Source organism: Isoptericola jiangsuensis, from assembly GCF_002563715.1.
Classification (GTDB): Bacteria; Actinomycetota; Actinomycetes; order Actinomycetales; family Cellulomonadaceae; genus Isoptericola; species Isoptericola jiangsuensis.
The window spans coordinates 1,108,213-1,126,558 of sequence record NZ_PDJJ01000001.1; the positions used below are offsets into that span (position 1 = coordinate 1,108,213).

Consider the following 18,346-nt stretch of genomic DNA (forward strand, 5'->3'; position numbering starts at 1 on the left):
GCGGACGGCACCACCTGTGCACCACCGCACCACCCGCACCACCCGATCGCAGAGCCCCGCACGCACCGTGCGGGCCGACCAAGGAGTGACGATGAAGTCAACGCGACGCACCACCGCGCTCGCCCTCGCCGGGGCGCTGACCCTCGGAGCCGCGCTCACCGCGTGCAGCGCCGACGACGGGCAGGGCACCGCCCCCGCGGAGGCCGAGGAGACGTCCGACGAGCCGGTGACGATCCAGGTCGCCATCGACGAGGGCCTGGAGGAGGGGGCGGTCGAGGCCGTCAAGACGCGCATCGACGAGTTCGAGGCGGAGCACCCGAACATCACGGTGGAGACCCAGGAGTACACCTGGGTGGGCACGACGTTCGCGGCGGACCTCGCCGGCGGCACCCTGCCCGACGTCTTCACCGTCCCGTTCACGGACGGCCGCGGGCTGATCGAGCGGCAGCAGATCGCCGACATCTCGGGGCTCGTCGCGGAGCTGCCGTACGCGGCCGACCTCAACCCGAACGTCGCCGCGGCCGGGCAGTCCTCCGACGGCGGGCAGTGGGCGATGCCGATCGCCGCCTACGGCCAGGCCATCCACTACAACCGGGGGATCTTCACCGAGGCGGGTCTCGACCCCGACGCCCCGCCGACCACATGGGACGAGGTCCGCGAGGCCGCGGCGACGATCAGCGAGAAGACCGGCAAGACGGGCTTCGCGGAGATGACGTCGTCGAACACGGGTGGCTGGATCCTCACGACCCTGGTCTACGCGATGGGCGGCCGGGGCGAGCAGGTCGACGGCGACACGGCGACCGCGACCGTGGACACCCCCGAGTACGCGAAGGCGCTGGAGTACCTGAAGGCCATGCGCTGGGACGACGACTCGATGGGCGACGAGTTCCTCTACGACTGGGGCACCAGCCACGCCGACTTCGGCGCCGGCAAGATCGGGATGTTCGTCTCGGGCGGCGGCGACTACGGCAACCTCGCCACGCAGAACGCGATGAACCCCGACGACTACGGCGTCACCGTGCTCCCGCTGGAGGGCGACGACGCCGCCGTGCTGGGCGGCGGCACGCTGGCCGCCGTCAACGCCAAGGCGACGCCCGCCGAGCAGGCCGCCGCGGTCCAGTGGATCGACTTCTACTACATGGCGAAGCTGACGGACGAGCAGGCCGCCGTGGCCGACGCGCAGGCCACCGCCGACCAGGGTCAGCCCGTGGGCGTGCCCATCCTGCCGGTGTTCGACCAGGAGTCGGAGGAGCAGCGCCAGGCCTGGATCGCGGACCTCACCAACGTGCCGCTGGAGCAGTTCGCGCCCTACAGCGACTTCATCTACGACCAGCCGCTCGAGGCGGAGCCGCCGGTCGCGACGCAGGACCTGTACGCCGCGCTCGACCCGGTGGTGCAGGCCGTCCTCACGGACGAGGACGCCGACGTGGCCGCGCTGCTGGCGGAAGCCGAGGCGAACGTGCAGAACCTCATCGACCGGGGATGACGATGGCCCTGCACGCCACGAGCGTCCCGTCGTCGGGCACCGTGCCCGACGGCGGGGCGCCCGCCCCCGCCACGACGTCGCCCCGGCGGCGGCCCCGGCGCACACCCCTGACGTGGGTCCGCGGCGGCGGCCTGTCCACGCTGGTCGTCGCGCTGCCCCTGATCGTCGTGTTCGGCCTGTTCTCCTGGTTCCCGATCGTGCGCGCGGTCGTCATGAGCTTCCAGTACACGAACCTCGTGCAGCCCGCCGAGTGGGTCGGCCTGGACAACTTCACGTACGTGCTGGGCGACCCGCTGCTGGGCACGGCCGTGCGCAACACCCTGTACTTCGCCGGCCTGGCGCTCGTGCTCGGGTACCCCGTGCCGCTGGTCGCCGCCGTCCTCATGAGCGAGGTGCGGCGTGCCAAGGGCCTGTACTCGGCGCTCGCCTACCTGCCGGTGGTGGTGCCGCCCGTCGTGGCGGTGCTGCTGTGGAAGACCTTCTACGACGCGTCCGAGACCGGGGTGTTCAACACCATCCTCGGAGGGGTCGGCCTCGGGCCGTTCCCGTGGCTCCAGGACCCGTCGTGGGCGATGCCGTCCCTCGTGCTGGAGGCGACGTGGGCCGCCGCGGGCGGCACCGTCATCATCTACCTCGCCGCGCTCACCGGGGTCGCGCCCGAGCTGTACGACGCCGCCGAGGTCGACGGGGCGGGCGTGTGGCGCAAGGTCTGGCACGTCACCCTGCCGCAGCTGCGGGGCGTGCTGTTCGTGACGTTCATCCTGCAGATCATCGGCACCGCGCAGGTGTTCACCGAGCCGTACCTGTTCACCGGCGGCGGTCCGGCGAACTCCACGACGACCATCCTGCTGATGATCTACAACTACGCGTTCGGCGGGCGCGGCGACTACGGCGCGGCGACCGCGCTCAGCCTCCTGCTCGCCCTCGTCCTGGCGGTGCTGTCCGCCGTGTACTTCCGGCTCACCGCGAAGTGGAGCGACTGACATGGCCGTCACCACCCCCGCCCGCCGTCGCGCGACCCCGCCGGCCGAGCGCGGCCTCGTCTCCGGCTCCGACCTGCGCCGACGCAGCGTCCGCACCACGTGGCGCACCGCGCACGTCGCGCTGCTCGTCTCGCTCGTCGTCGTGGGGCTCGGCCCGATCCTGTGGCTTTTCAAGGCCGCGGTCACCCCCACGCAGGACACGCTGCGCACCCCGATGGCGCTGTTCCCGCACGGCGTGGACTGGGCCAACCTGTCCGAGGCCTGGACCCGGTTCGAGATCGACCACTACTTCTTCAACACCCTGTGGCTGGCGCTCGGCTCGTGGTTCGTGCAGCTCCTCGTGGCCGTCAGCGGCGGCTACGTCCTGGCGGTGCTGCGCCCCCGGTACGCCCCGGCGCTGACCGCCCTGGTGCTGTCCACCCTGTTCGTGCCCGCCGTCGTGCTGCTCGTCCCGCTGTACCTCACGGTCCTCGACGTGCCCGTGCTGCACGTGTCGCTCGTCAACACGTTCTGGGCGGTGTGGCTGCCCGCCGGTGCCAGCGCGTTCAACGTGCTGCTCGTCAAACGGTTCTTCGACAACCTGCCCGGCGAGATCTTCGAGGCCGCGCGCGTCGACGGCGCCGGGCCGTTCCGGGTCGGCTGGTCGATCGTGCTGCCGATGTCGCGGCCGATCCTCGGCGTCGTGTCCGTCTTCGCGTTCATCAGCGCGTGGAAGGACTTCCTGTGGCCCCTGCTGGTGCTGCGCGACGTCGCCAAGCAGCCGCTGTCGGTGCGCCTGCCGGCGCTGCAGGACTACGTGGAGCTCGACGTGTTCCTCGCGGCGCTCGCGATCTCCACCGTCATCCCCATCGTGATCTTCCTGCTGTTCCAGCGCACGTTCCTGTCGGGCGCGGGGATGAGCGGCGCGGTCAAGGGGTGAGCCGCCCGGTCGTGACCGGCCCGCGGTGCGTCGGCGCTGGTCACGATCGGCTTGCGATCGGCCCCCCAGCGTTGACGGCCGGAAGTCCGGGGTGCTGATATATGACGGCTCATACGACAAATCGGAGGACGACGTGACACAGCAGGACCGGGCCGCGACGAGCGGCTCGCCGCGACAGGTGCGTTACCGAGGGCGGCACCTGCCGATGATCGCCGTCGTCGTCGCGGCGACGATCGCGACCGCGCTGGCCTACCGCGGCATGGTCCTGTTCGGCCTCGAGGTCGCGCACATGACGCCCGTCGAGGCGTACGGCATGGCGGGCTTCCTCGAGGTCAGCCTCGTGGCGGTCGCGCTCATGGCGCGCAACGCCGCGCTCGAGGGCCGCCCCTACGGCGTCCTGCTGACCCTCACGTGGGTGCTGTCCGGCACGTCCGGCGTGTTCGCCGCGCTGCACGAGGTCGCGGTCCCCACCGAGTCCACCCCCTACATGGTGGTGTTCCGGTTCGTCCCGCCGCTGGTCGCCGCCCTCATGTGGCACCTCGCGCTCGTGGGCGAGCGGCACATGGTCACCGGCCACACCCTGGACGAGCGCCGCCGCGAGAGCCGCGTCCACCAGTACGTCACCGCCCTGGAGCAGTGGCGCGACGCCCGCGTCGACAGCTCCGGCAGCGCCTCCGACCTGCGCAAGGTCCGTGCCGCCCACCAGAACCAGCGCGCGGCCCGCGACGGCGCGCTCAAGCTCCTGACGGTCGAGGACTTCGAGCGCCGCATGCAGGTGTGGGTGGAGCGCCTGGAGGCCGCCGAGCGGCACGGCAACCGCCTCGACCTCATCGGGGCGAGCTCGGTCAAGCGCGGGACCGCCCGCGGCCCGCTGAGCCCGGCCGACGCCGCGGCCGCCGAGCGGCAGTCGGCCCCGGTCCCCGTCGCCGAGGCCCGCGAGCTCACCGCGCTCGTCACCGAGTCGGCCCGGGACGCCGCACCTGCCCGCCCCGCCGAGGCGCCCGCCGTCGCGGCGACCACCACCGCACCCGGCGTCGCCGACGACGACCAGCCCTACGTGCCGGACACCGCGTTCGAGGACCTGGAGTTCGGCGCGAGCGTCCGCAAGGCGCTCGGCAACCGCGACTCCCTGCCCTGGGACCAGCCCGCGCCCGAGGACGCCGCCGCGCCCGCCGTCGAGCCGCCGACCGCGACCGGTCACACCCGCCGGGTCGAGGTGTTCGACCTCGTGCAGCGCGGCGCCGCCGCCGAGCAGGCCCAGGCGGCCGTCGAGACCGCCGGTGCCACCGCCGACGATGACCCGACCGCCGAGCGGGACCGCCGCATCGTCGATCTCTCGCGGCAGGGCTACAACCAGCGTGAGATCGCCGAGCAGGTGGACGTCTCCCGGTCGGTCGTCAGCCGCGTCGTGCGCCGCTACAAGGACCAGCAGCCCGCCGGCGACGAGGACCGCCAGCTCGTCGACGCCTGACAGGTCTCACCCGTGAGCGTCCCTGCAGGTCTCCGTCGACGAGCGTCGGAGACCTGCAGAGGCGGTCGCGGTGCCGCGGTCAGACCCGGGCGAACGTGCCGGCGAACGCCGTCCACGACTCCGGGGCGAGGCGCACCGTCGTCGAGCCCGTGACGGTGCCGACGACGACGGCGGAGGTGTCGACCACCGACCAGCAGGCGTCGGCGACCTTCGCGGCGTGCTCCGGGCCGTGCACCGCCTGCTCGTGGTCGGCGACCATCCGCCAGCCCTCGGTGAGCTCCAGGGCGGCGCCGACGTGGGCGAGGTCGACCTCGACCTCGCGGTCCGAGCGGTTGGTGACGAACAGGCCGAGCGTGCCGTCGTCGCCCACCGTGGCGGCAGCGGTGACGGTCGGGACGGAGCCGTGCCGGGCGGTGTCGTACGCCGTCGCGTCCACGCGGACGTCCAGCGCCGTGCCGTGCGCGAGCCGTGCCGTCGTGGCGAACGGGTGGAACGTGGGCTGGCGCCAGGCCTCGCCGCCGGGCTCGGTCATGATCGGCGCGATGACGTTGACCAGCTGGGCCAGCGCGGCCACGGGGACGCGGTCGGCGTGGTTGAGCAGGGTCACGAGCAGGTCGCCGACGACGACGGCGTCGAGACCGGAGTAGACGTCCTCGATGATGCGCGGGGCGTCGCGCTGGATCGGCAGGTTGGTCTCGCCCGGGAAGCGGGTCTCGAGGTACCAGACGTTCCACTCGTCGAACGAGATGGTGATCTTCTTGTCGGAGCGGCGCTCGGCGCCCACGGCGTCGGCGGAGGCGACGACGCGGTCGATGAATCGGTCCATGGCGGTGCCCGACGCGAGGAACGACCCGCGGTCACCGCCGACCTCCTCGTAGTAGGCGTGCATGGAGATGTGGTCGACCAGGTCGTAGGTGTACGACAGCACGGTGCGCTCCCAGTCGCCGAAGGTCGGCATCTGCATGGACGAGGAGCCGCAGACGACGAGCGAGATCGACGGGTCGACGAGCTTCATGGCCTTGCCCGCCTCGGCGGCGAGCTTGCCGTACTCGTGGGCGTCCTTGTGGCCGATCTGCCAGGGGCCGTCCATCTCGTTGCCGAGGCACCACAGGCGCACGCCGTAGGGCTCGGTGCGGCCGTGGGCGATGCGCAGGTCGGCCCACCGGGTGCCGGCCTCGCCGTTGCAGTACTCGACGAGCGCGGCGGCCGCGGCGACGCCCCGGGTCCCGAGATTGACGGCCATCATCGGCTCGACGCCCTCGCGCTCGGCCCACTGGAGGAACTCGTCCGTGCCGACCAGGTTGGGCTCGACGGTGCGCCACGCGAGGTCGAGGAACGGCTTGCGCTGCCCGACGGGGCCGACGGCGTCCTCCCAGACGTAGTTGGAGACGAAGTTGCCACCCGGGTAGCGCACCATCGACACGCCGAGCTCGCGGGTGAGGTCGGCGACGTCGCGGCGGAACCCGTGCTCGTCGGAGCTCTCGTGGCCGGGCTCGTAGATGCCGGTGTAGACGGCGCGGCCGAGGTGCTCGACGAACGAGCCGAAGAGGCGACGGTCGACCGTGCCGCGGCGGAAGTCGGGGTGGAGGGTGATGCGGGCGTCAGCCATGGGTCTCGGTGTTCCTCTGTGAACGGGGGCGTCGGTGCCTAAGCAGTTACAACGATGTAGAGTGAACCATGACGGTGCTGTCCGGCACCAGCGGAAGGTTCTTGGCCTACGCTGAGTCGCGTTGAGCAGGAGGAATGTCACGTGGCAGTGACCATGCACGACGTCGCGCGCCGCGCCGGCGTCTCCATCAAGACCGTGTCGAACGTCGTGAACGACTACCCGCACGTGCGTGCCGAGACACGTCGGCGCGTGCAGGAGGCGATCGACTCCCTCGGATACCGGCTCAACACGACCGCGCGCAACCTGCGCCAGGGGCGGACCGGGATGATCGGCCTGGCGCTTCCGGAGCTCTCGCTGCCCTACTTCGCCGAGCTGGCGGACTCGGTCATGCGTGCCGCCGAGGAGCGCGGGGTCGTCGTCCTCCTCGAGCAGACGGGCGCCCAGCGTGAGCGGGAGCTGCAGGCGCTCGACTCGCCCCAGCGACGCCTCACCGACGGGCTGCTGTTCTCCCCGCTCGCTCTCGAGCCGGAGGAGACGGACCGTCTGGAGGTCGACTACCCGATGGTCCTGCTGGGCGAGCGGATGTTCGGCCCGGTCGACCACGTGACCATGGCGAACGTCGAGGCATCCCGGGCGGCGACGCTGCACCTGGTCGAGCGCGGGTGCCGTCGGATCGCCGTCATCGGCGCCCACCCGGGCGAGACCATGGGGTCGGCCCGTCTCCGCTTCGACGGATACCGTCGGGCGCTGGCCGAGGCCGGTCTGCCGTTCGACCCGGATCTCGTGGCCGAGGCCGGCCTCTGGCACCGCTCCACGGGTGCAGCGGCCATGACACGACTGCTGGATGCCGGGACGGTGATGGACGGGGTGTTCGGCATGAACGACGCCCTGGCCCTGGGGGCCCTGCACGTGCTGCACTCCCGTGGCGTCCCGGTGCCGCAGGACGTCGCGGTGATCGGCTTCGACGACATCGACGACGCCCGCTACTCGGAGCCGCTGCTGAGCTCCGTCGCGCCAGGGCGCGAGCAGATCGCCCGCACGGCCGTGGACATGCTGCTGGAGCGGATCGAGGGGTCCACGGTGGAGCCGCGCCGTGTGGTCGCCTCGTTCGAGATCGTCGCCCGGGAGTCCAGCCTGCTGGGACGACGAGCGCACTGAACGTCCCGCCGCCGTGGTCGGTGACGAACCGGTCACGATGCGGTGGACGGGCTTGCCAACGATATACAACGGTGTAAACATAGCCCTACTCCGATGTACAACGTTGGAGAAGGGGGATGCCAGAGCGGGCGTCCCTCGCTGGAGGCCAAGGCGGCCCCCGCGCACATCAAGGAGGATTACGAATGCGCATCTCACAACGCCGTGGAGCACAGGTCGCCGTGGCCGCGCTGGCGGCCGGAGCGCTGCTCACCGCCTGCTCGTCGGACGGTTCCGGCGAGGGCGGTGACGGAAGCACGGAGGCAGCGGGCGGTGACGCGACCTGCACCAACGAGATCGTCAACCCGGACGCCACGCAGGTCTCCGTGTGGGCCTGGTACCCCGCGTTCGAATCCGTGGTCGACCACTTCAACGAGACGCACGACGACGTCCAGGTCTGCTGGACGAACGCCGGTCAGGGCGCTGACGAGTACAACAAGTTCTCGACCACCATCGAGGCCGGATCCGGCGCGCCGGACGTCATCATGCTCGAGTCGGAGATCCTGCCGACGTACACGATCCTGAACTCGCTCGCCGACCTGTCGGAGTTCGGTGCAGGCGAGCTGGAGAGCCAGTTCACCACCGGCGCCTGGTCCGACGTCGTCAGCGGCGACTCGGTCTACGCCGTGCCCGTCGACGGCGGCCCGATGGGCATGCTGTACCGGGCCGACATCTTCGAGGAGTACGGCGTCGAGCCGCCCACGACGTGGGACGAGTTCGCCCAGGCGGGTCAGGACCTGCGGGACGCCGGCTACGAGGGCTACATCACCAACTACCCGACCAACGGCAACGCGCTGAACTACGCGCTGTTCGCGCAGAACGGGTGGACCCCGTTCGCGTACGACCCCGCGAACCCGCAGGAGATCGGCATCGAGGTCGCCACGCCGGAGGCGGAGCAGGTCCTGTCGTACTGGAAGGGCCTGATCGACGAGGGCCTCGTGTCCACGGACGACGCGTTCACCTCGGACTACAACACCAGCCTCGTCGACGGCACCTACGCCGTCTACCTGGCGGCCGCATGGGGCCCGGGCTACCTCCAGGGGCTCTCCGACGCCGACTCCGAGGCCGAGTGGAAGGCCGCGCCGCTGCCGCAGTGGGACACCAACGACCCCACCCAGGTCAACTGGGGCGGCTCCACCTTCGCGGTGACCGAGCAGGCGTCCGACAAGCAGGCCGCGTACACGGTGGCGTCCGAGCTGTTCGGCAACATGGACGCCTGGGAGCTCGGCATCGACGAGGCCGCCCTCTTCCCGCAGTGGAACGAGGCGCTCGAGTCCGACTTCTTCGTGAACAAGGAGTACGAGTTCTTCGGCGGGCAGCAGATCAACAAGGACGTGTTCCTCGAGGCCGCGAACGGCTACGAGGGCTTCTCCTTCAGCCCGTTCCAGGTCTACGCCTACGACCAGCAGACGCAGGCGCTGTTCGACATGGTGGAGTCCGGTGGTGACGCCGCCACCACGCTGCAGACCATCCAGGACGCTCTCGTGTCCTACGCCCAGCAGCAGGGCTTCACCGTCAAGTGACCGACGGGTCGCCGGCCCGGGCCACCGGGCCGGCGACCCCTCGGTCCGGTCAGGATCGCGCAGGGAGTAGACCATGACAACGTCGTCGGCAGCAGTCGACCGAGGCGCCGGACCCGTCACGACGGGCGAGAGGGGCACGAGCTCCCGCCGGACGGCCTCGACCAGCACCATCGACAGCAAGCGGCAGTGGTGGGGATGGCTCTTCGTCGCCCCGTTCACCGTCGTGTTCCTGCTGTTCCTCATCATCCCGCTCGGCTACGCGTTCTGGATGAGCCTGCACAACAAGGGGCTCGCGACCGGCGGAGAGTCCGTCTTCGTCGGCCTCGACAACTACGTGCGAGCGTTCACCGACCCCGTCTTCCTCGAGGGGTTGCTGCGGGTCGCCAAGTTCGTGGTCGTCATGGTCCCGATCCAGATCGGGCTCGCGCTCCTGTGCGCGCTGGTGCTGGACACCCTGGCGACCCGGCTGTCCAAGGCGTCGCGCCTGCTCATCTTCGTGCCGTACGCGGTCCCCGCGGTCATCGGTGCGCTGATGTGGGGCTTCCTCTACAGCCCGCGGTTCGGCCCGGCCACCGACGTCTTCGGGCTCTTCGGCATGACCGCACCGAACTTCCTCAGCTCGTCGATGATCTTCGCCTCCCTGGTCAACATCGTGACCTGGCAGTGGGTGGGCTACTACATGATCATCATCTACGCGGCGCTGCGGACGATCGACCCGTCGATCTACGAGGCCGCGCGCATCGACGGGGCGAACGGCCTCCAGACGGCGGTGCGCATCAAGGTGCCGATGGTGTCGTCGTCGATGGTCATGGTCGTCGTCTTCTCGCTCATCGGGACCCTGCAGTTCTTCACCGAACCGACGGTGCTGCGCTCCGTGGCGCAGGGCGCGATCCCCCCGGACTACACGCCGAACATGTACGCCTACTCCCTGGCGTTCTCCTACAGCCAGTTCAACTACGCGTCCACGATCGCGTTCGCACTGGGCATCTTCGTGTTCATCGGGTCGTACATCTTCCTGTACCTGACCCGCAAGCAGAGCGGACTCAAGTGATGACGACGGACACCTCCACCAGCCCGGCCCCGACGCAGCGTGAGCGCCGCCCTGGCAGGGGTGCGAAGGGCGGCCGCCGGATCGGCTCGCACGCGTTCCTGGTGCTCATGGCCCTGTACTTCGTCGTCCCCCTGTGGTTCCTCGTGGTGGGGTCCACCAAGACGAACAGCGGTCTGTTCGTCGGTTCCGGCGGGGCGCTGTGGTTCAACGACGACTTCTCCCTCGTGGACAACATCCGGGGGCTCTTCGAGCACCAGGGCGGCATCTACTGGATCTGGCTGCGCAACTCGTTCATCTACGCGCTCGCCGGCGGCATCGGTGCCACCGTGCTCGCGATCCTCGCCGGGTACGGGCTCGCGAAGTACCACTTCAAGGGGCGTACCGCGTACTTCACCGTGCTGCTCGGGTCCGTCATGGTTCCGCTGACGGCGCTGACGATCCCGACCTTCGTGCTGCTGAGCGACATCGGGCTCATCAACACGATGTGGGCCGTCATCCTGCCGTCGCTGCTCAGTCCCATCGGGGTCTACCTCGTGCGGGTGTACTCCCAGGAGGCGATCCCGAGCGAGATGCTCGACGCCGGACGCGTCGACGGTGCCGGGGAGGTGCGGCTCTTCGTCCAGGTGGCCCTGCCGCTGCTGCGACCCGCGATCGTCACGGTGCTGCTGCTGACCACGGTGTTCAGCTGGAACAACTTCTTCCTGCCGCTCGCGGTGCTGCGCGACACCGACCTACTGCCCGTGACGGTCGGCCTCAACCAGTGGCAGGCCCTCTCCAACGCCGGCGCCGGCGGCGAACAGGTGTGGAACCTCATCGTGACCGGTGCGTTCGTGTCGATCATCCCGCTGATCGCGGCGTTCCTCGGCCTGCAGAAGTACTGGCAGGGCGGGCTCTCCCTCGGGTCGATCAAGTAGTCGACCCGCCCCACGCCCCGGCGGGCACCGCGACCGCGGTGCCCGCCGGACCCATCGTCGACCCCGTCAGGGGAGGAACCATGCTGTCCGCCACCGTCACCGTCGACCCGGCCTTCGTCGTCGGCCCCGTGCGTCGCCGCACGTTCGGCTCGTTCGTCGAGCACCTCGGTCGCTCCGTCTACACCGGGATCCACGACCCCGGCCATCCCACCGCCGACGCCGACGGGTTCCGCGGCGACGTCGTCGAGCTCACCCGTGAGCTCGGCGTGTCGACCGTGCGCTACCCGGGCGGGAACTTCGTCTCCGGCTACCGCTGGGAGGACGGCGTCGGGCCGGTCGAGGACCGCCCGCGCCGTCTCGACCTGGCCTGGCACTCGACCGAGCCCAACCTGGTCGGGGTCGACGAGTTCATGCGCTGGGCGGCACGCACCGGCGTCGAGCCGATGATGGCCGTGAACCTCGGCACGCGCGGCGTCCAGGAGGCGCTCGACCTGCTCGAGTACTGCAACGTCCCCGGCGGCACCGCCTGGAGCGACCTGCGCCGGGCGCACGGGGCCGAGGAGCCGTACCGCGTGAAGATGTGGTGCCTCGGCAACGAGATGGACGGGCCGTGGCAGATCGGTGCGAAGACGGCCGCCGAGTACGGGCGCCTCGCCGCCGAGACCGCCCGGGCCATGCGCATGATCGACCCCGACCTCGAGCTCGTCGTGTGCGGGTCGTCCAACTCCGGCATGCCGACCTTCGGCGCCTGGGAGCACACGGTGCTCACCGAGGCGTACGAGCACGTCGACCACGTCTCGGCGCACGCGTACTACTGGGAGTCCGACGGTGACCTCGCCTCGTTCCTCGCGTCCGCTGTGGACATGGACCACTTCGTCGACTCCGTCGCCGCCACGGCCGACGCCGTGCGGGCCGCGGGCAAGCGGAGCAAGTTCATCAACATCTCCTTCGACGAGTGGAACGTCTGGTACCAGAAGCGTGCCGAGTCCCGTCCGCCGTCGGGAGACGACTGGCCCGTGGCCCCGGTCCTGCTCGAGGACCGGTACAACGTGGCCGACGCCGTCGTCGTGGGCAACCTGCTCATCAGCCTGCTGCGGCACACCGACCGCGTGCACGCCGCCTCGCAGGCCCAACTGGTCAACGTCATCGCCCCGATCATGACCGAGCCGGGCGGACGCAGCTGGAAGCAGACGATCTTCCACCCGTTCGCGCTGACCTCCCGGCACGCGGCGGGCGAGGTGCTGCGGCTCGCGATCGACTCCCCGACGACCGGTACGGCCCGGTTCGGCGAGGTCCCGGTGCTCGACGCCGTGGCCACCCACGACGCCGAGACCGGTGAGGTCGTGGTGCTGGCCACGAACCGGTCGGTGACGGACGAGGTCACGCTCGACGTCGACCTGCGCGGGTTCGCCGGCCTGCGGGTCGTGGAGGCGCTCACGCTGTCCAACCCCGACCACACGTGGACGGCCACCGCCGACGACGACTCGTCGGTCGTGCCGCGGACGAACGGGTCCGCGCGGCTCACCGACGCCCGGCTCGGCGCGGTCCTGCCGCCGGTGTCCTGGAGCATCGTCAGGCTCGGGCCCGCGTCGTGACGCGCCGGACCCACCAGGGCGTCGTCGTCGGGCGTCCGCACGCGGTGACCCCGACGCCGCCGACGCCCTGACGGTCCGGCAGCCGTCGCGCGTCGTCCGGAGCCCGCGCACCACGTCGGGTGCGCGGGCTCCGTCGCGTCCGGGGCCGACCCCTGTAGGCGCTTGCAAGTCTTGCAGTAACGTTGCACGCGCATCGACAGGATGCTCCCGCCAGAGGCGGCCCACCGGCCGCAGCACCGCCCGCCCGGCACCGACGCCGGGCAGGACGCACCGGGTCCGACGACGGTCCCCGACGAAGGAGCAGAGCAATGCCGCTCGCACATCGATCCCGCACCACCGCACGCCCCCACCGGGCGCTCGCCGCGCTCGCCGCCGTCGGCGTCGCGGCCGCCGGCCTCCTGGCCCTGCCCGGGCCGGCCGCCGCCACGACACCCGTCCCCAGCCCCGTCGTGGACTCGGCGAACGGGCGCGGCAACGTCATCGCGAACCTGTTCCAGTGGACCTGGGACTCCGTGGCGGCCGAGTGCACCTCGACCCTCGGCCCCGCCGGGTACGGCTGGGTCCAGGTCTCCCCGCCGCAGGAGCACGTGCGCGGCACCGCGTGGTGGACCTCCTACCAGCCCGTCAGCTACCGGATCGAGTCCAAGCTGGGCACGCGCGCCGAGTTCGCGGCGATGGTCGACACGTGCCGCGACGCCGGTGTGGGCGTCGTCGTCGACGCCGTCGTCAACCACACCACGGGCGCCGACCAGGGGTCCGGCACCGGGGTCGCGGGCAGCCCGTTCGGCGTCGACTCGTTCCCCGGCCTCTACTCCGCGGCCGACTTCAACGACTGCCGCACCAGCATCACGAACTACTCCGACCGCTACCAGGTGCAGAACTGCCGCCTGCTGTCCCTGCAGGACCTGCGCACCGGGTCGGCGTACGTCCGCGACCGGATCGCGGCGTACATGAACGACCTCATCGACCTCGGGGTCGGGGGCTTCCGCATCGACGCGGCGAAGCACGTCCCGGCGGCCGACCTGGAGGCGATCCGGGCCCGGCTGTCGGACCCGGACGTCTTCTGGGTGCACGAGGTCATCGGCGCGGCCGGTGAGCCGGTCCGTCCCGCGGAGTACCTGGGCAGCGGCGACTCCCACGAGTTCGACTACGCCCGCGAGCTGCGGTCCCGGTTCGACGGCAGCATCGCCGGGCTGCGCACGATCGGCGACGGCAAGCTCCCGTCCGCGAACGCGGGCGTGTTCGTCGACAATCACGACACGGAGCGCAACGGCGAGACGATGAACTACAGGTGGGGCGCCAAGTACCTCCTGGCGAACACCTTCCTGCTGTCGTGGCCGTACGGGTCGCCCACCGTCTACTCGGGCTACACGTGGACGGACAAGGACGCCGGTGCGCCCGGCGCCACGCAGACGACGGTGCCGGACGCGTCCTGCGGGTCGGCGGCGTGGACGTGCACGCACGCCGCGACCGAGGTCCGGGGGATGGTCGGGTTCCACAACGCGGTGGCCGGCACGGCGGTCACGAGCTGGTGGGACGACGGCGGCAACCACATCGCCTACGGGCGCGGCGACGTCGGCTACGTGACGATCAACAACACGGCCTCGGCCGTCACGCGCACCTACTCCACGTCGCTGCCCGCCGGGACCTACTGCGACGTCGTCGCCGCCGACGACTGCTCGCGGACCTACACGGTCTCCGGGGCGGGCACGTTCTCGGCGACGGTCCCCGCGTACGGGGCGCTCGCGCTGCTCGCCGCGGGCGGCGACGGCGGGTCCGACGGCGGCACCACCACCGTGTACTACGCGACCGACGCCGCCTGGTCGGCGTACCGCGTGCACCACCGCGTCGGTTCGGGGGCGTGGACGGCGGTGCCGGGAGCGCCGATGACGGCCGCGTGCACGGGCTGGGTGTCCCGCGAGATCGACACCGACGGCGCGACCGTCACCGCGGCGTTCACCGACGGCTCCGGCACGTGGGACAACAACGGCGGGCGGGACTACACGCTCAGCGGTGAGCACGTCGCCGTGCGGGGCGGTCAGGTCACCGCCGGGGACCCGTGCGCGTCGTCGGGCGGCGGGCAGGCGACGGGCGAGACCTCCGTGTCGGTCACCGCGACGACGGCGTGGGGCCAGGACGTGCGGCTCGTCGGCTCGCTGCCGGAGCTCGGGTCGTGGGCGCCGCAGCAGGGGGTGCGGCTCGGTGCGGACGCCTACCTCGTGTGGTCCGCCACGGTCGACCTGCCGCCCGGCACCGCCTTCGAGTACAAGTACGTCAAGGTGGACGGCTCGGGCGCCGTCGTGTGGGAGAGCGGTGCGAACCGCACGGCCACCGTGGGCCAGGACGGCGTGCTCGCCCTGGACGACACGTGGCGCTGACGCCGTGACCGTCCGGCGCCGGACCGTCCGGGCGACGGTCCGGCGCCATCGGCTAGGATCGCGGTGTCGCGACTGGCGTACAGGTGGATCACCACCGGGGAGCGACGCGCTGTGTGGCGAGGGGTCGGTCGCCTGGGCCCTGTCGCTCGACCGAGCAATGCCCGAACGCCGTTCCGCCAGGAGCGGCACCACGTTCGTCCACCGCCGACACAGCATGGAGACGCCCGATGAGCACTCCCGACCCCACGTTCGACGCGCCGCTGGCCGAGGTCGACCCCGAGATCGCCGCCGTCCTCGACGGCGAGCTGGCCCGCCAGCGCGACACGCTCGAGATGATCGCGTCCGAGAACTTCGTGCCCCGTGCCGTCCTGCAGGCCCAGGGTTCCGTCCTGACCAACAAGTACGCCGAGGGCTACCCGGGCCGCCGCTACTACGGCGGCTGCGAGCAGGTCGACGTCGCGGAGAACCTCGCGATCGCCCGTGCCCAGGAGCTGTTCGGCGCCGAGTACGCGAACGTCCAGCCGCACTCCGGCGCGCAGGCCAACGCGGCCGTGCTGCACGCCCTCATCAACGCGGGCGACAAGATCCTCGGCCTGGAGCTGGCCCACGGCGGTCACCTCACGCACGGCATGAAGATCAACTTCTCCGGCAAGCTGTACGACGTCGGCGCGTACGGCGTGGACCCGACCTCGCACCGCATCGAGATGGACGAGGTCCGCAAGAAGGCCCTCGAGCACCGTCCTGACGTCATCATCGCCGGCTGGTCGGCGTACCCCCGTCACCTCGACTTCGCGGCGTTCCGCGAGGTCGCGGACGAGGTCGGCGCCAAGCTGTGGGTCGACATGGCGCACTTCGCGGGCCTGGTGGCCGCGGGCCTGCACCCGTCCCCGGTGCCGCACGCCGACGTCGTGTCCTCCACGGTGCACAAGACCATCGGCGGTCCCCGCTCCGGCTTCATCCTGGCCAAGGACGAGTACGCCAAGAAGCTGAACTCGGCGGTGTTCCCGGGTCAGCAGGGCGGCCCGCTCATGCACGTCATCGCGGGCAAGGCGGTCGCGTTCAAGATCGCCGGCAGCGAGGCGTTCAAGGAGCGCCAGGAGCGCACCCTGCGCGGCGCGCAGATCATCGCCGAGCGTCTCGGCCACGCCGACGTCGCCGACACCGGCGTGTCCGTCCTCACGGGCGGCACCGACGTGCACCTCGTCCTCGTCGACCTGCGGAACTCCGCGATGGACGGCCAGCAGGCGGAGGACCTCCTGCACTCGGTCGGCATCACCGTGAACCGCAACGCCGTGCCGTTCGACCCGCGCCCGCCGCGCGTCACCTCCGGCCTGCGCATCGGCACGCCGGCGCTCGCCACCCGCGGGTTCGGCGACGCCGAGTTCACCGAGGTCGCGGACATCATCGCGACCGCGCTGCGCGACGGCGCGTCGGCCGACGCCGACGCCCTGCGCGCCCGCGTCGCGAAGCTCACCGCGGACTTCCCGCTCTACCCGGGCCTCGCCCAGTAACGACCCCGCCGAGCATGCGGTGGCGGCCCGTCACCACCGAAGGACGGGCCGCCACCGCATGCCCGACCGCCACCACGGCATGTTCGACCCCCAGGGAGCACCCATGACCGCACAGATCCTCGACGGCAAGGCCACCGCGGCCACGATCAAGGGCGAGCTGCGCGAGCGCGTCGCGGCGCTGCGCGAGCGCGGCGTCGTGCCCGGCCTCGGCACCCTGCTCGTCGGCGACGACCCGGGCTCGCAGTGGTACGTCGCCGGCAAGCACCGCGACTGCGCGGAGGTCGGCATCGAGTCCATCCGGGAGGACCTGCCCGGGGACGCCACGCAGGAGGAGATCGAGGCGGCCGTGCGCCGGCTCAACGAGGACCCCGCCTGCACCGGGTTCATCGTGCAGCTCCCGCTGCCGAAGGGCATCGACACCAACCGGGTGCTCGAGCTCGTCGACCCCGCCAAGGACGCCGACGGCCTGCACCCGACCAACCTGGGCCGGCTCGTGCTGCGCGTCAACGAGGAGATCGACTCCCCGCTGCCGTGCACCCCGCGCGGGATCATCGACCTCATGCTGCGGCACGACGTCGACCTGCACGGCAAGGAGGTCGTGGTGCTGGGTCGCGGTGTCACCGTGGGCCGTCCCATCGGCCTGCTGCTGACCCGTCGCGCCGTCAACGCGACGGTCACGCTGACGCACACCGGCACCCGCGACCTGCCGGAGCTCGTGCGCCGCGCCGACGTGATCGTCGCCGGGGCCGGCGTCAAGCACCTCGTCACGGCCGACATGGTCAAGCCGGGCGCCGTGCTCATCGACGTCGGCGTGTCCCGCGAGACCGACCCGGCCACGGGGAAGTCCAAGGTCGTCGGCGACATCGACCCCGCCGCCCGCGAGGTCGCGTCCTGGTACTCGCCCAACCCGGGCGGCGTCGGGCCGATGACCCGCGCCATGCTGCTCGCGAACGTCGTCGAGACCGCCGAGCGGGCGGTCGCCGCCGTCTGACCCGTTCCCGGCAGTCGCGCGACGAGCGTGCTGGCTTCGTACTCCATCCGACCGGATGAGGTACGAAGCCAGCACGCTCGTCGCGCTTCCGGGAGGAGCGACCGATGAGTTCGACGCCCCCGCGTGGTCCCGACTCCTGAGACCCCGACCGGCGGGGCGCGAGGAGGAGTCATGGTCACCGTCAGACCGCACCTGTGGTTCGCCGACGACAACGCCCACGAGGCCGCCGTCTTCTACGCCGAGCACGTGCCCGACTCCCGCGTGGGCCGCGTGCTCACCGCGCCCGAGGGCGTGCCGGGCGCGACGGCCGGCAAGCCGTTCATCGTGGAGTTCACGGTCGGCGGGATCGACGTCATCGGCCTCAACGCCGGGCCGGCCCTGCGCCTCGACGAGGCGTTCAGCCTCTACCTGCTGTGCGACGGCCAGGAGGAGGTCGACCGGTACTGGGACCTGTTCACCGCCGACGGCGGCAAGCCCGGCCAGTGCGGCTGGTGCACCGACCGGTTCGGGGTGAGCTGGCAGGTGATCCCCCGGCAGCTCGAGGAGCTCAGCGGCGACTACTCGACGCCCGCGAACCGGCGCGTCATGGAGGCGATGCTCCAGATGACGAAGATCGACGTCCCCGCGCTGGAGGCCGCCCACCGAGGCGACTGACCTCGGCGTCCGGTCCGCGGAAGGATCGTGACCTGCGCCGCTGACGATGTCGGCGCGGTGTGGTGGG

Annotated in this window: 14 protein-coding genes and 1 riboswitch; of the genes, 13 read left to right on the top strand and 1 reads right to left on the bottom strand. The window is 71.3% G+C overall.

What is annotated here, in order from left to right:
* Positions 1–91: 91 nt before the first annotated feature.
* From ATJ88_RS05025 to ATJ88_RS05040, 4 genes are all read left to right on the top strand, one after another.
* Complete coding sequence (locus ATJ88_RS05025; RefSeq protein WP_098462880.1) at positions 92–1,486, top strand: ABC transporter substrate-binding protein; 1,395 nt, start codon at positions 92–94, stop codon at positions 1,484–1,486.
* Positions 1,483–2,469, top strand: coding sequence for a carbohydrate ABC transporter permease (locus ATJ88_RS05030; RefSeq protein WP_245852130.1), 987 nt, complete (start codon positions 1,483–1,485; stop codon positions 2,467–2,469). The genes ATJ88_RS05025 and ATJ88_RS05030 overlap by 4 nt, the downstream gene beginning before the upstream one ends.
* 1 nt (position 2,470) lies before the next feature.
* Complete coding sequence (locus ATJ88_RS05035) at positions 2,471–3,388, top strand: carbohydrate ABC transporter permease (RefSeq protein WP_098462881.1); 918 nt, start codon at positions 2,471–2,473, stop codon at positions 3,386–3,388.
* A 133-nt stretch (positions 3,389–3,521) separates the two neighbouring features.
* Positions 3,522–4,859, top strand: a complete 1,338-nt coding sequence (locus ATJ88_RS05040; RefSeq protein ID WP_141538612.1) for a helix-turn-helix domain-containing protein — start codon at positions 3,522–3,524, stop codon at positions 4,857–4,859.
* A 79-nt stretch (positions 4,860–4,938) separates the two neighbouring features.
* On the opposite strand, the gene arfA (ATJ88_RS05045) is transcribed toward ATJ88_RS05040, so the two are convergent.
* Positions 4,939–6,468 carry an arabinosylfuranosidase ArfA gene (arfA, locus tag ATJ88_RS05045; RefSeq protein WP_098462883.1) on the bottom strand — a complete coding sequence of 510 codons (1,530 nt, stop codon included), beginning with the start codon at positions 6,466–6,468 and terminating at the stop codon, positions 4,939–4,941.
* 141 nt (positions 6,469–6,609) lie between these two features.
* On the opposite strand from arfA (ATJ88_RS05045), the gene ATJ88_RS05050 reads away from it, so the two are divergent.
* The 9 genes from ATJ88_RS05050 (at position 6,610) to ATJ88_RS05090 (ending at position 18,279) form a co-directional block, all read left to right on the top strand.
* Positions 6,610–7,626 (top strand): LacI family DNA-binding transcriptional regulator, encoded by a 1,017-nt coding sequence (locus ATJ88_RS05050; protein ID WP_245852131.1) that lies wholly within the window; start codon positions 6,610–6,612, stop codon positions 7,624–7,626.
* A gap of 182 nt (positions 7,627–7,808) precedes the next feature.
* Positions 7,809–9,185 (top strand): ABC transporter substrate-binding protein, encoded by a 1,377-nt coding sequence (locus ATJ88_RS05055; protein WP_170023519.1) that lies wholly within the window; start codon positions 7,809–7,811, stop codon positions 9,183–9,185.
* A 73-nt stretch (positions 9,186–9,258) separates the two neighbouring features.
* The gene (locus tag ATJ88_RS05060; protein ID WP_098462885.1) at positions 9,259–10,236 is read left to right on the top strand and encodes a carbohydrate ABC transporter permease; all 978 of its coding nucleotides are present in this window, start codon (positions 9,259–9,261) and stop codon (positions 10,234–10,236) included.
* On the top strand, positions 10,236–11,150 hold the full coding sequence (locus ATJ88_RS05065) for a carbohydrate ABC transporter permease (RefSeq protein ID WP_098462886.1): 915 nt from the start codon (positions 10,236–10,238) through the stop codon (positions 11,148–11,150). The genes ATJ88_RS05060 and ATJ88_RS05065 overlap by 1 nt, the downstream gene beginning before the upstream one ends.
* A gap of 80 nt (positions 11,151–11,230) precedes the next feature.
* The gene (gene arfA, locus ATJ88_RS05070; RefSeq protein WP_098462887.1) at positions 11,231–12,745 is read left to right on the top strand and encodes an arabinosylfuranosidase ArfA; all 1,515 of its coding nucleotides are present in this window, start codon (positions 11,231–11,233) and stop codon (positions 12,743–12,745) included.
* 308 nt (positions 12,746–13,053) lie between these two features.
* Positions 13,054–15,123 (top strand): carbohydrate-binding module family 20 domain-containing protein, encoded by a 2,070-nt coding sequence (locus tag ATJ88_RS05075; RefSeq protein WP_098462888.1) that lies wholly within the window; start codon positions 13,054–13,056, stop codon positions 15,121–15,123.
* A gap of 58 nt (positions 15,124–15,181) precedes the next feature.
* Positions 15,182–15,268: riboswitch (ZMP/ZTP riboswitch) on the top strand.
* 82 nt (positions 15,269–15,350) lie between these two features.
* Complete coding sequence (gene glyA, locus ATJ88_RS05080) at positions 15,351–16,634, top strand: serine hydroxymethyltransferase (protein WP_098462889.1); 1,284 nt, start codon at positions 15,351–15,353, stop codon at positions 16,632–16,634.
* A gap of 103 nt (positions 16,635–16,737) precedes the next feature.
* Entirely contained in the window at positions 16,738–17,625 is an 888-nt protein-coding gene (locus tag ATJ88_RS05085; RefSeq protein ID WP_098465130.1) for a bifunctional methylenetetrahydrofolate dehydrogenase/methenyltetrahydrofolate cyclohydrolase, read from the top strand.
* Positions 17,626–17,796: 171 nt separating this feature from the next.
* The gene (locus tag ATJ88_RS05090; protein WP_098462890.1) at positions 17,797–18,279 is read left to right on the top strand and encodes a VOC family protein; all 483 of its coding nucleotides are present in this window, start codon (positions 17,797–17,799) and stop codon (positions 18,277–18,279) included.
* Positions 18,280–18,346 lie beyond the last annotated feature (67 nt).